Source organism: Photobacterium kishitanii (assembly GCF_000613045.3).
GTDB classification, from domain to species: Bacteria; Pseudomonadota; Gammaproteobacteria; order Enterobacterales; family Vibrionaceae; genus Photobacterium; species Photobacterium kishitanii.
Window position 1 is genome coordinate 953,548 of sequence record NZ_LN794352.1, and the last position, 15,171, is coordinate 968,718.

The 15,171-nt window shown below is 36.9% G+C and carries 13 protein-coding genes; 6 read left to right on the forward strand and 7 right to left on the reverse strand.

Annotation, left to right across the window (positions count from 1 at the left end):
* Positions 1–66: 66 nt before the first annotated feature.
* Positions 67–1,656, reverse strand: coding sequence for a Na(+)/H(+) antiporter NhaB (gene nhaB, locus PPBDW_RS04795; RefSeq protein WP_036793733.1), 1,590 nt, complete (start codon positions 1,654–1,656; stop codon positions 67–69).
* Positions 1,657–2,166: 510 nt separating this feature from the next.
* Here nhaB and fadR point away from each other — a divergent pair.
* The 4 genes from fadR (at position 2,167) to PPBDW_RS04815 (ending at position 5,342) form a co-directional block, all read left to right on the forward strand.
* Positions 2,167–3,018, forward strand: coding sequence for a fatty acid metabolism transcriptional regulator FadR (gene fadR, locus PPBDW_RS04800; protein ID WP_036793734.1), 852 nt, complete (start codon positions 2,167–2,169; stop codon positions 3,016–3,018).
* Positions 3,019–3,129: 111 nt separating this feature from the next.
* Positions 3,130–4,002 (forward strand): winged helix-turn-helix domain-containing protein, encoded by an 873-nt coding sequence (locus tag PPBDW_RS04805; protein WP_036793736.1) that lies wholly within the window; start codon positions 3,130–3,132, stop codon positions 4,000–4,002.
* Positions 3,996–4,481: a hypothetical protein gene (locus PPBDW_RS04810; RefSeq protein ID WP_036793738.1), complete on the forward strand. Its 486-nt coding sequence runs from the start codon at positions 3,996–3,998 to the stop codon at positions 4,479–4,481. Before PPBDW_RS04805 ends, PPBDW_RS04810 begins: the two co-directional genes overlap by 7 nt.
* Positions 4,482–4,727: 246 nt before the next feature.
* Positions 4,728–5,342, forward strand: coding sequence for a porin family protein (locus PPBDW_RS04815; protein WP_036793739.1), 615 nt, complete (start codon positions 4,728–4,730; stop codon positions 5,340–5,342).
* Between the two features lie 65 nt (positions 5,343–5,407).
* Here the strand turns inward: PPBDW_RS04815 and PPBDW_RS04820 are convergent, their stop codons facing one another.
* From PPBDW_RS04820 to PPBDW_RS04830, 3 genes are all read right to left on the reverse strand, one after another.
* Positions 5,408–6,937, reverse strand: a complete 1,530-nt coding sequence (locus PPBDW_RS04820; RefSeq protein WP_036793740.1) for a SpoVR family protein — start codon at positions 6,935–6,937, stop codon at positions 5,408–5,410.
* Positions 6,938–7,042: 105 nt separating this feature from the next.
* Positions 7,043–8,314 (reverse strand): YeaH/YhbH family protein, encoded by a 1,272-nt coding sequence (locus PPBDW_RS04825; protein ID WP_036793741.1) that lies wholly within the window; start codon positions 8,312–8,314, stop codon positions 7,043–7,045.
* A 25-nt stretch (positions 8,315–8,339) separates the two neighbouring features.
* Positions 8,340–10,274 carry a PrkA family serine protein kinase gene (locus PPBDW_RS04830; RefSeq protein WP_036793742.1) on the reverse strand — a complete coding sequence of 645 codons (1,935 nt, stop codon included), beginning with the start codon at positions 10,272–10,274 and terminating at the stop codon, positions 8,340–8,342.
* A gap of 546 nt (positions 10,275–10,820) precedes the next feature.
* Here PPBDW_RS04830 and PPBDW_RS04835 point away from each other — a divergent pair.
* The gene (locus PPBDW_RS04835; protein WP_036793744.1) at positions 10,821–11,201 is read left to right on the forward strand and encodes a VOC family protein; all 381 of its coding nucleotides are present in this window, start codon (positions 10,821–10,823) and stop codon (positions 11,199–11,201) included.
* Between the two features lie 44 nt (positions 11,202–11,245).
* Here PPBDW_RS04835 and PPBDW_RS04840 read toward each other — a convergent pair whose 3' ends face one another.
* Positions 11,246–12,121, reverse strand: a complete 876-nt coding sequence (locus tag PPBDW_RS04840; protein WP_036793745.1) for a D-hexose-6-phosphate mutarotase — start codon at positions 12,119–12,121, stop codon at positions 11,246–11,248.
* Between the two features lie 337 nt (positions 12,122–12,458).
* Positions 12,459–13,454 (reverse strand): type I glyceraldehyde-3-phosphate dehydrogenase, encoded by a 996-nt coding sequence (gene gap / locus PPBDW_RS04845; RefSeq protein WP_036793748.1) that lies wholly within the window; start codon positions 13,452–13,454, stop codon positions 12,459–12,461.
* Between the two features lie 335 nt (positions 13,455–13,789).
* On the opposite strand from gap, the gene msrB reads away from it, so the two are divergent.
* A complete protein-coding gene (msrB, locus tag PPBDW_RS04850) occupies positions 13,790–14,179 on the forward strand; it encodes a peptide-methionine (R)-S-oxide reductase MsrB (protein WP_036793749.1) in 390 nt (129 codons plus the stop codon).
* A gap of 77 nt (positions 14,180–14,256) precedes the next feature.
* On the opposite strand, the gene PPBDW_RS04855 is transcribed toward msrB, so the two are convergent.
* Positions 14,257–15,126, reverse strand: a complete 870-nt coding sequence (locus PPBDW_RS04855) for a DUF2989 domain-containing protein (protein ID WP_230850405.1) — start codon at positions 15,124–15,126, stop codon at positions 14,257–14,259.
* Positions 15,127–15,171 lie beyond the last annotated feature (45 nt).

The following is a 15,171-nucleotide window of genomic DNA, read 5'->3' on the forward strand; positions in this document are numbered from 1 at the left end:
TACGATTCGTTATTCAAGCATAGCTCTAAAGATAAGTAAATCTTCATATAAGTCCGTTGTGTTATTTTAATGACCTACCGCAGGAACTGATGCAGCTGCGTCTATTGTTGCTTGAGTTAACCAGTTCATGCTGTAGAACCAATCCGTCATTGGTACGAGTAACAATTCAATACCCGCTAAACCAACAAAGGTTAAAACGATAGTATAAGGTAAGGCCATATAGACCATACGTCCGTAAGAAAGACGAATTAGAGGAGCAAGCGCAGATGTGAGTACGAATAAGAATGCTGCTTGGCCATTAGGCGTTGCAACTGAAGGTAAGTTGGTACCTGTATTGATAGCAACGGCTAACATATCAAACTGATTACGATCGATGACACCATTGACTAATGCAGCTTTAACTTCGTTAATGTATACCGTACCGACAAAAACATTATCCGATACCATCGACAATAAACCATTGGCAATATAGAACATGGTTAATTGAGAGCTACCTTCAAGTGTTAATACCCAACCGATAATTGGTGTAAATAACTGTTGATCAATAATCACAGCAACTACAGAGAAAAATACTGCTAATAATGCGGTGAAGGGTAATGCTTCCTCAAACGCTTTTCCTAAGGCATGCTCTTCCGTGATTCCCGTAAATGCCGTCGCAAAAATGATAACGGTTAGACCAATTAATCCAACAGCCGCTAAGTGCATTGCTAGACCAACAATCAGCCAAACAGCAATAATGCCTTGTACGATAAACTTTGCATAATCAACATTAGTGCGGCGTTTACGTTCTTCGTTATCGAGGTCTACCAAAATGGCACGAACATTTTCTGGCAATTGCGCTCCATAACCACAAATTTTGAATTTCTCAACCAGAACACAAGTACAAAGACCACAAATGAACACCGGAATAGTGACTGGTGACATACGAATAATAAATTCACCAAACTGCCAGCCAGCTTGGTCGGCAATGATTAAGTTTTGTGGTTCACCGACCATCGTCATTACACCGCCAAGTGCAGTACCGACACCTGCATGCATTAATAAGCTGCGTAAAAAAGCACGATAGTTTTCAAGATCATCACGGCTTAGTTCTTGGACATGATCATCGTCAGTATGATCATGATGAGCATTAGGATCTTGTCCTGAAGCGACTTTGTGATAAATGCTATAGAAACCAACAGTAACGCTGATAACCACCGCAATAACGGTTAGTGCATCAAGAAATGCTGATAGGAAAGCGGCCATGATGCAAAAAGCAAGAGAAAGCAGTATCTTAGATTTAATGCTGATTAATATTTTGGTGAAAATAAACAGTAGCAGCTGCTTCATGAAGTAGATGCCAGCAACCATAAAGACTAATAGTAATAGTACTTCGATATTTGCTACCAGCTCATGCTTCACTTGTTCTGCACTGGTCATGCCAATTGCAACAGCTTCAATGGCGAGCAAACCGCCAGGCTGAAGAGGATAACATTTAAGTGCCATTGCAAGAGTAAAGATAAACTCTACTACCAGTAACCACCCAGCAACAAAAGGATCGACGAGAAAGAAAACCAATGGATTAATGATAAGAAAAGAAATGATTGCAATTTTGTACCAGTCAGGTGCCTTACCTAAAAAGTTTTTTATAAAAGCATTCCCTAGCGATATAGCCATGTTTAAATCTCTTAAATTAGTGCAAGTTTGAAGGTATGAAATGGTACGAATGCGTGCGAGGACTAATCAGCTGATAATTAATCGCATCATGCTAAAAATTTTCAGGAGTGATTGAGTTCTTTAAGATAAACATCATAAATAATGACATTTAACTTAAAGCAGGCAGCAACGTCCATTTGCTCCCAGTTTGTTAATGATAACTCTACCGATTGAATTTTATTAGTCAACCGCATACACATACATGCAAATAAATTGTAACGTTTTCATCACAAATTGAGGCTGGTACCTTAGATATTAGCGCTACAATATACAGAATATTGCAGGCAAAATATCGCAAGCTGATAAAATAATGCAACTAAGGCAATCTTTGAAGGTATAGATGGTTTATTTTTGTACATATCTATCTGCTTAGTGTCAGACTTGTGTACTAGATTTCAGCTATTGAAGAACTAGTGGTATGATGAGTGTTAATAAATAACATAAGCAAGAAGCGAATTGGATTGAACTTAGATGGTTATTAAGGCAGATAGCCCAGCGACGTTTGCTGAGAAATACATTATTGAAAGTATCTGGAATAATCACTTTCCTCAGGGCTCTATTCTTCCTGCTGAGCGTGAACTTTCGGAACTGATTGGCGTAACTCGAACAACATTACGTGAAGTATTGCAGCGTTTAGCACGAGATGGCTGGTTAACGATTCAACATGGTAAACCGACCCGTGTAAATAATTACATGGATACATCTGGTTTAAGCATTTTAGATACGTTAATCACACTAGATGGACAGGATGTCCAACGAGTATTAGCTGATTTATTAGCTGCTCGTACGGATATTAGTAGTGTTTTTATGCGCTATGCTGTCAAAGGTAATCCAGAAAACTCCAGCGAATTAATTCAACATGTTATTGAATCATGTCAGCGATTATTAGCTGCAGAGAGTTTTGCTGAGTTTATTGAAAATAGTGATGACCGATTAAACTTACTCCAAGAAGTAAAGAAAATCGTCGATAAATACGGTAAAAATGATCCTCAGCTATGCGAGGAAATTTGTCGTGCACGCGCTTTTAATTATTATGATTACCGTTTGTTCCAAGGAATGGCGGGAAAATCAGGTAACACGCTTTATGTGCTGACAATCAATGGACTGCGTAAAATTTATACCCGCGTTGGTGGTTATTATTTTATGAATCCGGAAGCATGCCAATTAGCGCTGAATTTTTATAGTGACCTGCAAGCATATTGTGATGGTCATCAAGCAGAGTTAGTTGCTGATCGTATTAAAAAATATGGCCGAGAAAGTGGTGCGATTTGGTATACCCATCGCGTTAAAATCTCTAAATATTTATATGAAGAAGAGCAGTAAATACATTGCTAATATAAAAATAAAAAAGAGAGCTTATTAGCTCTCTTTTTTTATAAACATCGTATCTTATTGGATAAAGATGTTAACATAACTAATAATTAGTTATACGTTATGTTAAAAGTAAATATTAAAATGATCAGCAGTAAAATATATCAAATTGGCCCTATTCACTACGATAGTTCAACGCGAGTGTTGACACATAAAAATGGCTATACCGAGTATTTTACGCCGAGAGTGAGTGATGTCTTTTTATTATTGTTAGAGTATCAAGGACAATGTGTTGAGAAAGATTTATTATTATCTCAATGCTGGGGGAATGTTATTGTTTCTGAGCAGGCGCTGACGAATGTTATTTCTAAATTAAGAAAGATACTGCATAAAAATTGTCCAGATATTTTAACTATCACCACCGTAAGTAAATCAGGTTATTTGCTTGAGGTTGTTGGTAGTGTACAAAAAGAAGACGATATTAATGATTATGACGTTACTGCGTTTATTGTTAAAGAGCAAACTATTAATAATAGTACTGCTGCTATACCTTTCGAGAGTGACCGAGCTAAAGCGAGTTGGTTAAGTAGTAATAGAATAACTATTTTATTGATCTTTTTTTTAGGTGTATTACTAGTTTTAATTACTTATAGCTATTATGAAATAAAATCACGACCTTATTTTATTAATAAATCGAGTTATTCTGAAGCAGTTAATATACGTAATAATATTGTTTATATCCATACAGTAAATAACGCTGAATTAGATTCGAGTAAAATTATCGAAGAGATAAAACAAGGAATATCTTCAATCTGTAATGCTGAGGTTTATGTGAGGTTTTATAATAATACGAGAATAAAGAACCATGTAGGGTTAGTTATCTTTATTATTACCAACGATGGGAGGGCTTTTAATTTTAGAATGTCTGAATATACAAATGATGATTTAGGTGAGAGGTTGAATTATTATTTGATGGGGAAAAGTGTTGCATGTTAAAGATCGTAAATATTACTTTATCGATAATTGTTATTATTGTATTGCTTGGGTTGTTTATTTTCAATGTTAAAGATGATCGCCTTGTTACAACGCGGTGGTATTGTGATCAATCAAAAAATAGCTTTATATCTAAAGCATACTCTGAATATCGTACTTTTACTGAACATATGATTTTTACCTTTAGTTCTGAAGATAGCTTTATGATTCATGAATATATTACAGTAGAGAAAAATAATGGTAATAGATCTCCAATTGAGGTGTTTTATGAGGGTAAATACAACCAAAGAAAGAATGAATTAACGTTAAAATTTGAGCGAGTGAGATTACTTAAAAAATATCAAGACAGTAATATAAATAAGAGTTATCAAGATTATCAAGGCTATAGTATATCGTACGCTTATAAGCAATTGGGTAATAAAATGTACTTATACTCAATGAGTAAAAATGATGTTTTTGATATGGTTTGTTATAAAAATTAGTCTGGCTGTATTTTATAAATCGATTAAAAAGAATCGATATTTTAATGTTTTAACGATTTAATTTTGATAATATTGGATGTATAAAATTATTTTTATTGTTTTTATTAAATTTATTTGAAACTTTTTGTTTTAATTTTTAATCACTTTGTATTTTATTTGGTGATGGTTTTTTTTTGGTTTGTTTTTTTTCGATATAAATTTGTATTCTGTCACCTCTTTTTTACACCCAATTTGGATTTATATCTCATGAAAAAATTAGCAGTAGCGGCAGTGATGTGTTCATTATTATCTTCATATGCAGTAGCTGGCGAAAATAGTATAGCCACAAATAAGTATCAAGGTTTTTATGTTGGTGGCGGTGTAGGTACAACAGATTTTCATGATGATCTAATGTCAGAAGCTTCTAAGAGAACTGATATCGGTATTTCAAGTAAATCGGATACAGCATATAAACTAATTACGGGTTACCAATTTAACCGTATTGTTTCTATTGAAGCTCAATATACTTCTTATGGTGATACTAAATATAGTGCCATAAAGAATGATCAGAAAGCGAATATGACGGTTAAACAACAGTCATACAGTATTGCAGCGAATATTGGTTATACGTTTGATAATGGTTTACGTCCTTTTGTAACCGCTGGTCTAGGTCAAATTTCCGTTAAATCACCAATGATTAATGATGATGGTGGTTTAGTTCGTTTAGGTGCAGGTTTAGAGTATCAAATTAAACAAGTTCCAGGCTTAGGTATGCGTGTGGCTTATGAGGCAGACTTCTATACTCTTGAAGATAAATATAATAATAAAGATTATGATCAATCAGTTGGTAGCTGGTATGTTGGTACTACATATAAATTCTAAATTATTAAATTTATCATAATATAATAAAACCGCCTTGATATAACAAACAAGGCGGTTTTTATTAATTATATATCGGTATTATATTGTGTATTGGCAGGGCAGGTTGCAATAATTTTCCCACGACCATCAGGCAATTCTTCTTCTAGGGTTACGTTAAATCCCCATAATCGATGTAAGTGCTTAATGACCTCAGTATGACTCTCTGCGAGAGGAATACGATTATGAGGAATATAGCGTAACGTTAATGAACGATCCCCGCGTAAAGCCACATTCCATATTTGTAAATTTGGCTCATTATTACTGAGATTATATTGTGATGATAATTTCTCACGGATAGCGCGATAGCCTTCTTCATTATGTATTGCACTGACTTCGACATAGTTATGACGATCATCATCGTCAACAGCAAAGAATTTAAAGTCACGCATTAATTTTGGTGATAAAAATTGGCTAATAAAACTTTCATCTTTAAAATTTTCCATCGCAAAATGTAGCGTTTCAAGCCAATCCGAGCCGGCAATATCTGGAAACCAATACTTATCTTCGGCAGTAGGATTTTCGCAAATACGACGTATGTCTTGGAACATTGCAAAGCCTAATGCATAAGGATTAATTCCGCTATAGTAAGGGCTATTATATTCAGGCTGTGCGACAACATTAGTATGGCTATGCAGAAATTCCATAATGAATCTATCAGTCACTAAACCGTCATCATAAAGATGATTCAAAATAGTGTAATGCCAAAATGTGGCCCAACCTTCGTTCATTACTTGGGTTTGTTTTTGTGGATAAAAATATTGGCTAACTTTACGTACAATACGAACGAGCTCTCGTTGCCAAGGCTCAAGTAATGGGGCGTGTTTTTCAAAGAAATACAGAATATTTTCTTGAGGCTCAGTAGGGAAACGCTCTTCTTCAATAACAGTTTCTTTTGTGTGGTGTTGTGGAATGGTTCGCCATAGAGAGTTTACTTGAGACTGAAGGTAATCTTCACGCGCTTTTTGGCGTGCAGTTTCTTCGACTAAGGATATTTTTTGTGGACGTTTATAGCGATCAACGCCGTAATTCATTAGCGCATGACAAGAGTCGAGAAGTTTTTCTACATCATCAACACCATATTTTTCTTCGCACTCAGTTATATATTTGCGAGCGAATAATAGGTAGTCAATAATCGAACTGGCATCAGTCCAAGTTTTAAAAAGATAATTACTTTTAAAGAAAGAGTTATGCCCATAACATGCGTGCGCCATCACTAATGCTTGCATGGTAATGGTATTTTCTTCCATCAGATAAGAGATACAAGGGTTCGAATTAATAACAATCTCGTAGGCTAAACCCATTTGCCCATGTTTGTAACCCCGCTCAGTTTCAATGAAACGTTTACCAAATGACCAATGGTGATAGTTGATTGGCATTCCGATACTGGAATAAGCATCCATCATTTGTTCGGCAGTGATAACTTCAATTTGATTTGGGTAGGTATCAAGCCGATAGTGTGCAGCTACACGTTTGATTTCGACATGATATTGTTCAAGCAAATCAAAAGTCCAATCTGGTCCATCACTGAGTGGTTTTGTTGTTGTCATTATTGCCATCACTCAATCTCCCCATGTTATTCACTATTTAACGAATAAATAATCATAATCGGCACAGGTTTACGATTGTACCGATTATATTTAGTACCGTGGAATAGCGTTAATTTAACTGACTTGTTTTTTAAATAGCTCCCTAAACACCGGGAAAATATCATCGACTGTTTTAATATTTTGCATTGCGAAATTTTCATGGCCGCTATGTAAGGATTCATACTCTCGCCACAGAGTTTGATGTGCGCGACGAGTGATCTCAATATATGAGTAATAGCGTGTTACTGGCAGTATGTGCTTATCAAGTAATTCACGGCAACCAGGGGAGTCATCCGCCCAATTATCACCATCAGAAGCTTGTGCTGCATAAATGTTCCATTCTTCTGGGCGATAACGTTGTTTAACGATGTCATGCATCATTTTTAATGCGCTTGAAACTATAGTGCCGCCAGTTTCTTGAGAATAGAAAAACTCATGTTCATCAACTTCTTTAGCTTGGGTGTGATGGCGAATAAACACCACTTCAACATTTTTGTAAGTACGATTTAAAAATAAATACAGCAGTATATAAAACCGTTTAGCAATATCTTTAGTGGCTTGATCCATCGAGCCTGATACATCCATTAAGCAGAACATGACAGCCTGACTTGATGGTTGTGGACGACGCTCATAGTTTTTGTAACGTAAGTCAAAAGTATCAATAAAAGGCGTACTATTAATTTTTTTCTTTAACACGGTAATTTCTTGTTTAATGCGTTCCTCTTCAAAAGGTTGAGCAGGTTCGGTTGTGAACAGTAATTCAAGGGCTTGTTCAAGTTCACGTACTTTTCGGCGTTTACCTGCGGTCATTGCTGTTCGTCTTGCGAGCGAATTTTGTAATGATTTTACAATCGCAATATTTGACGGTACGCCTTGTGATTTATAACCTGCACGAAATGTTTTCCATTCTACGATCTGACTAATGGCATTTTTCTGTAGATTAGGCAGCTCTAAATCTTCAAATAATAAATCTAGATATTCATCTTTCGATATTTGAAAGACAAAATCGTCCTGACCATCACCATCAGGACTTGCCTGACCTTCGCCTGCACCACCTTGACCGCCACCTCCTTGTGGACGTTCAATACGATCTCCTGGGATAAATTGGTCATTACCGGGGTGGACGACTTCTCGTTGTCCCCCTTTACCTTGATGAAATACTGGTTCGCTAATGTCGCGAGAGGGGATGGTTATATCCTCACCACTATCGACATCAGTAATCGAACGTTTATTTACCGCATCAGCAATAGACTCTTTTATTTGCTGTTTATGACGGCGTAAAAAACGTTGGCGATTGACGGTGCTCTTATTTTTACCGTTGAGCCTTCGATCAATAAAATGTGCCATAGCTCCCCCCTTCGTTGTCAGTCGGTTACGACGACTTACGTACGCGTAAGTACCATTCAGACAATAAACGCACTTGTTTACGGGTATAGCCTTTTTCCATCATACGAGCGACAAAATCATCGTGCTTTTTCTGCTCATCGGTTGAGGTTTTGGCATTAAAGGAAATAACCGGTAGTAGTTCTTCGGTGTTAGAGAACATTTTTTTCTCAATCACGGTGCGTAGTTTTTCATAGCTAGTCCAATTTGGATTTTTACCTGCATTATTAGCACGAGCACGAAGTACAAAATTGACGATTTCATTACGAAAATCTTTTGGATTACTGATGCCAGCTGGCTTCTCAATTTTTTCTAGTTCGTTATTGAGAGCCGAACGGTCAAATAATTGGCCAGTATCAGGATCGCGGTATTCCTGATCTTGAATCCAGAAGTCAGCATAACTTACATAGCGGTCAAAGATGTTTTGGCCATATTCTGAATAAGACTCAAGGTAAGCGGTTTGAATTTCTTTACCAATAAATTCGACATATTTAGGCGTTAAGAACCCCTTAAGGTGCTCAAGATATTTCTCGGCGATGTCTTGTGGAAATTGTTCACGCTCAATTTGTTGTTCAAGAACGTAGAAAAGGTGAACTGGGTTTGCAGCAACTTCAGCATGATCAAAGTTAAATACTCGCGAGAGGATTTTAAAGGCGAAACGGGTTGAGAGCCCATTCATACCTTCATCAACACCAGCATAATCACGGTACTCTTGATATGATTTTGCTTTAGGATCGGTATCTTTAAGTGTTTCACCATCATAAACACGCATTTTTGAATATACACTGGAGTTTTCAGGCTCTTTAAGACGAGATAACACAGTGAAACGTGCTAGAATTTCGAGCGTGCTTGGTGAACATGGTGCGGATGATAACTCACTGTTTTGTAGTAATTTTTCGTAAATTCGCATTTCTTCCGATACGCGTAAACAATAAGGAACTTTAACGATATAGACCCGATCAAGGAAGGCCTCATTCGTTTTATTATTACGGAATGTTTGCCACTCAGATTCGTTTGAGTGCGCTAAAATCATACCGTCAAAAGGTAAGGCTGATAACCCTTCCGTACCGTTATAGTTACCTTCCTGTGTCGCTGTTAATAAGGGATGTAGCACTTTTAGTGGTGCTTTAAACATCTCGACGAATTCCATTACACCTTGGTTAGCTTTACATAAGGCACCTGAATAGCTATATGCATCTGGATCGTCTTGAGAAAAATGCTCAAGCTGACGAATATCGACTTTACCTACTAATGATGAAATATCTTGGTTGTTTTCATCACCGGGCTCCGTTTTTGCAATTGCGATTTGATCAATAATTGATGGGCGAATTTTAATTACTTTAAATTGGGTAATATCGCCGCCAAATTCATGTAATCGTTTTGCAGCCCACGGTGACATAATAGTATTAAGGTAACGGCTTGGAATACCATATTCATTTTTAAGCAAGCTACCATCTTCTTGTTTATCAAATAAGCAAAAAGGATGATCGTTGACGGGGCTACGTTCACCATTGGCAGTAAGAATATAAATAGGTACTTTTTGCATTAAACTTTTTAGTTTTTCAGCTAATGATGATTTACCACCACCAACTGGGCCTAATAAATACAGAATTTGTTTACGCTCTTCGAGCCCTTGCGCCGCGTGTTTAAGATAGGACACGATTTGCTCAATGGCCTCTTCCATGCCATAAAAATCTTTAAACGTGTCATAGCGTGATATTACGCGGTTTGAAAATAAGCGGCTAAGATGTGGATCTTGCGCGGTATCTATCATTTCTGGCTCGCCAATGGCCATTAGAAGACGCTCTGCTGCGTTGACGTAAGAACTACGGTCGTCTTTACAGATATCAAGGAATTGTTGTAATGAAAGCTCTTCGTCCTTAGCTTCTTCGTAGCGCTGACGATAGTGGTCAAAAATACTCATAGTATGCCCCCTCAATCGTTCTTATATTTAAGAGTAATTAATGAAAAACAGAGTGTTTCTACATTGCTTACTTATTTAAGCCTAGTCTGAACTCATCATTTTGTATTGCAGAGTCACTGATTGGTAAATAAATTTTTTGTTAATAAATAGGATGTAATTGCTGATTAAATAACCGATATTGACCACTATCCTTTAATTAAAAGGCTTTCGCAAGTTAAAATGCTACAAAGTTATTGCATATGTGTATTTTTTGTGATTGTAAGTAACAATTCTGTCAGTTGAGTTAAAATGCTTAATATTATGATCTTGTCAGTTTTTATATCTGGTTATTGATTTTAATTTGAATTAAATAATTGAGTATTAAGTTGATGCCAGTTTTATTGTGTTTTTTTGTTATCGAGTGTTTTTTATCCTGTCTCAGGATTAGGAGTAAATGACAAATTGTAAGAATTTACGTTACTGAACTTACTTTTTAACACAAAAGTGTTGCTGCTGATTTAACCTCAATAAGTAATGATTGTTGTTTAGAGTATGGAGTAAGATCTTATGTCTATTTGTCGTGTTGATACAGTATCGATTCCAGTCTCTGATCAAAATCAAGCACTGCAATTTTATCGTGATGTTTTAGGTTTTGAATTGATTAGAGATCATACTGAGAGCCAACAAACACGATGGGTACAACTTGTGCCTAAAGGTGCAGAAACAACGATTAGCTTAGTCAAACCCTTTGCGGGAATGGAAGCGGGGGGTGTTCAGGGATTAGTGGTTCAAACATATGATATTCAATCAACACATCAGGAGCTGAGTGGTCGAGGGGTGGCGTTATCTGAAATTATTACCATGATGGAAGGGCGATTTGCGACTTTTAATGATCCTGATGGTAATGGCTGGGTACTTATTGAATCAACGGGTACGATGTTGGCATAAATCACTAGCAAGATAGTTACCTTGCTAGTGATGAGTTTTTAAAATTAGCGTTGAACGGCAATACGAGTTGAAAGCGTATGTGTTTGACCTGGTTGTAATTCAATGGTTGGAATATGAATAGTTGATTCAACACACACCATTGTTTCATAGCTGTTATCTGCCATATCAGCCATATTAATCGATAATTCTTGCCAAGGATTCCAAATAACTGCAGCGTTATGGCCTTGATTTGTTACTAAAATAGCCCGCTGATTATTTTTATCATCAATAGTAATTGTTGCTAAGGGATGAGTATAAACACGATCTGTTTCAGCTTCGAAAGTTAACACATCTGTGCCATGGCACTCTTTTCCTGCTTGGGTACTATCTAAATATTCGCTACCCATACCTGTAACTGAAGTGTTATTGATATCAGCAATATCAAAGTAGGTATGTAATGCGCCGCCGTATGACCAAGGCTGAGTATCTGTATTGGTTGAGGTTAGGCTTACATTGAGCTCTGAACTCATTTCAAATGTCATTTGGTTATGGAATTTATGCGGCCAAATTGCACGTGTATCTTGATTATCTTCGAGCGTTAAAGTGACAATAACGCCGTTATCATTTTCACGGTGTTGTGATAGCGTCCATTCACTAGTACGTGCGAATCCATGTGATGGTGTTGCAGCTTTGCCAAACCATGGCCAACAAACTGGAATTCCGCCTCGAACCGCTTTTGTTAGATCAAATTCAGCTTTTTCGCTTAACCAAATAACGTCTTTTTCGCCTGCGGGTTTAAACCAAAGTAAATGACCACCATGGAGAGAAATACCCGCTTCTACCATCGGATGAATGATACGAATAATCTTCACACCTTGATATTCGCATACGGTAACAGCATCAGATAATGCATTGATTGTCGAAAGTTGACGTAAATCCATCTTCTTTTCCTTAATGTTAGGTGGCGAAAGCGCCCATTTTTATGTTTTCGCGTGTATTTAGTCCAAAAATATAAACAATGGAAACTTATTTTTCGTTTTAAAATATCAAAGAATATAAAAATTTATTTGTTATTTTTGTAACGGATTTGATCGAGATATTTCATGATTTATAGTTTAAACGTGTTTGGTTGCTTGTTTTATAACATGCTGACTTACGGCAAAGAGATAAAGTACGGCATTATTAGTGAGTTGATATATTTTAGGTATAAAAAAGGCGACACCCTTAAGCGTCGCCTCTTACTATCAGCTTTCAAAGAAAGTCAGTTAATTGCTTACATTACTTAGAGATGTGAGCGATTAGGTCTAGAACTTTGTTTGAGTAACCGATTTCGTTGTCGTACCAAGATACAACTTTAACGAAGTTATCGTTAAGTGCGATACCAGCTGCAGCATCAAAGATTGAAGTGCGAGTGTCGCCGTTGAAGTCAGTAGAAACAACTGCATCTTCAGTGTAACCAAGAATGCCTTTTAGTTCGCCTTCTGATGCAGCTTTCATTGCAGCACAGATAGCTTCGTAAGAAGCGCCTTTCTCTAGGTTAACTGTTAGGTCAACTACAGAAACGTTAGCAGTTGGTACGCGGAAAGCCATACCAGTTAGTTTGCCGTTGATCTCTGGAAGAACAACGCCTACTGCTTTAGCAGCACCAGTTGATGATGGGATGATGTTCTGAGAAGCACCACGACCGCCACGCCAGTCTTTAGCTGAAGGACCATCTACAGTTTTTTGAGTTGCTGTAGTAGCGTGAACTGTTGTCATAAGACCAGAAACGATACCGAAGTTGTCGTTAAGAACTTTAGCGATAGGCGCTAGACAGTTAGTAGTACAAGAAGCGTTAGAAACGATATCTTGACCAGCGTAAGTTGAGTCGTTAACACCCATTACGAACATAGGAGTAGCATCTTTAGATGGGCCAGTAAGAACAACTTTCTTAGCGCCAGCTGTGATGTGCTTACGTGCAGTCTCGTCTGTTAGGAACAGGCCAGTTGCTTCAGCTACTACGTCAACGTTGATTGCATCCCACTTAAGATCTTCAGGGTTACGCTCAGCAGTTACACGTACAGTTTTACCGTTAACGATTAAGTTACCGCCTTCAACTTCAACGGTACCGTTGAAACGGCCGTGAGTTGAGTCGTACTTAAGCATGTATGCCATGTATTCAACGTCGATTAGGTCGTTGATACCAACAACTTCGATGTCAGTGCGCTCTTGCGCTGCACGGAAAACAAAACGACCGATACGGCCAAAACCGTTAATACCTACTTTAATTGTCATTACAGTTGCTCCACAACTTAATTTCTAATGAAATATAACTGGTAGTAAAATTACAGAATCCTTTGTAAGCCTGCAAGCAAAAAAATCGTTTAAATTGCTTAAGGTCAAAAAAAAGTTCGGATCTTTTTTACATTTACACTACAACGACGGTAATTTGTACAAATATTGTTTAAATTACCGTCACAGTAATTGTTAACTTTTAATCATATTTACAAAAACAAAAATCTGTTTTTGAGTCTATGTGACTTTTTGCACAGGAAGTATGTGGTACAGTGGACCTAAATAGCAAATATATTTATTCGGTTTACTTAAAACACAACAAAAGGCAACAAAGAATGAATAAAAAAGATAATGCATATTGGCGGGATAAGTTATCTACTGATGCTTATCAAGTTTGTCGTGAGCAAGCAACTGAAGCACCATTTAGTGGTACATTGCTACACAATCGTGAAACGGGTATCTATTCATGTACCTGTTGCGGTCAGTCTTTATTTGCTTCTACTAATAAATATGATTCTGGATGTGGTTGGCCAAGTTTTGATGCTCCAATTACCAAAGAATGTATCCGCTATTTGAATGATAATAGTCACGGTATGGTGCGTACTGAGATCCGCTGTTCTGAATGTGATAGCCATTTAGGTCACATTTTTCCCGATGGCCCGCCGTCAACGGGTGAACGGTTTTGTGTAAATTCAATCTCACTACTTTTCTCAAAAGATGATTAATATCGGTGGCTATGGTTTGTACCCATCACGATTGATAGTGATGGGTATACTTAAATATAAATTTACTAATAGTTGTATCAGTTATTAATATTGGGCAGTGATTCTATTCGAGTATATTGCCCATTTTCTAATGCAGCGATTATATTGAGTGCAATTTTATCTAACCGCTGTCGTTCTTTACTCGTTAAAATAAATTGATTTTTAATTAATGGACTTGCCATTTTTTGTTTTTTATTCTGGTTATGATTACTCGCTACGCTTGTCCATACATATGCCGCAGAGATGTCTTTTTGTTGATAATATAATGTCGCAAGTGAGTGTAATATATTGATATTGACCTCATCATTGGGTTTATAAAGACTAAGACTGTGATGCAATATATCCAACGTTTTAACGGTGTTTTTTCCGATATAATAACTAGCAAGCGCTAACTGCAATTCAGGGTGTTCAAGTTTTTTATTACCTTCAAGGGCGAGAAATTGTTGTTTAGCTTTTTTGTCTCCCTGACCCCAACGATAATAAATAATATGGGGGTCTTGAGATGACAGTAATTCTTGGTTAAGTCGCTCAATACTTTCATAGCTATGATAGAGCGCTTGCATCCGCTTAGTTTTACGCTGCTTTAATTCTGTTGGTTCAATGCGCGCGGCATATTCAAGACAGAATTGGTATTCTTTCGTTGCTTTTAACTCTTTAAATTTGTGTTCATCGGTGGGCATTTGTAACGTGTTATAACGTTGCCATATGAGGTTAGTACGTTGAATTCGACATTGTCCATCATTAAGATTTAATGGTTGGCATAGACTAGGGTTATCATTACATAAGCTATCTGTTGTACGGTAACGATCAAAGCAACCACTAAGTAATAGTGGCAGTAATATTATTACCTTAATGTTATATACATTATAACGAGGCGTGGTAGCCGCTGGTAATGAGACGATGGCCAAAATATGAACTCATTAAAAGATAGAAGCTTAAATTTAACATTATAT

Excerpts from the sequence above, each read along its gene's own strand:
- nhaB (WP_036793733.1), bottom strand. The coding sequence starts at position 1,656 with ATGGCTATATCGCTAGGGAATGCTTTTATAAAAAACTTTTTAGGTAAG.
- gap (WP_036793748.1), bottom strand. The coding sequence starts at position 13,454 with ATGACAATTAAAGTAGGTATTAACGGTTTTGGCCGTATCGGTCGTTTT.
- fadR (WP_036793734.1), top strand. The coding sequence starts at position 2,167 with ATGGTTATTAAGGCAGATAGCCCAGCGACGTTTGCTGAGAAATACATT.
- PPBDW_RS04805 (WP_036793736.1), top strand. The coding sequence starts at position 3,130 with ATGTTAAAAGTAAATATTAAAATGATCAGCAGTAAAATATATCAAATT.
- PPBDW_RS04815 (WP_036793739.1), top strand. The coding sequence starts at position 4,728 with ATGAAAAAATTAGCAGTAGCGGCAGTGATGTGTTCATTATTATCTTCA.
- PPBDW_RS04810 (WP_036793738.1), top strand. The coding sequence starts at position 3,996 with ATGTTAAAGATCGTAAATATTACTTTATCGATAATTGTTATTATTGTA.
- PPBDW_RS04825 (WP_036793741.1), bottom strand. The coding sequence starts at position 8,314 with ATGGCACATTTTATTGATCGAAGGCTCAACGGTAAAAATAAGAGCACC.
- PPBDW_RS04835 (WP_036793744.1), top strand. The coding sequence starts at position 10,821 with ATGTCTATTTGTCGTGTTGATACAGTATCGATTCCAGTCTCTGATCAA.
- PPBDW_RS04820 (WP_036793740.1), bottom strand. The coding sequence starts at position 6,937 with ATGGCAATAATGACAACAACAAAACCACTCAGTGATGGACCAGATTGG.
- msrB (WP_036793749.1), top strand. The coding sequence starts at position 13,790 with ATGAATAAAAAAGATAATGCATATTGGCGGGATAAGTTATCTACTGAT.
- PPBDW_RS04840 (WP_036793745.1), bottom strand. The coding sequence starts at position 12,121 with ATGGATTTACGTCAACTTTCGACAATCAATGCATTATCTGATGCTGTT.
- PPBDW_RS04830 (WP_036793742.1), bottom strand. The coding sequence starts at position 10,274 with ATGAGTATTTTTGACCACTATCGTCAGCGCTACGAAGAAGCTAAGGAC.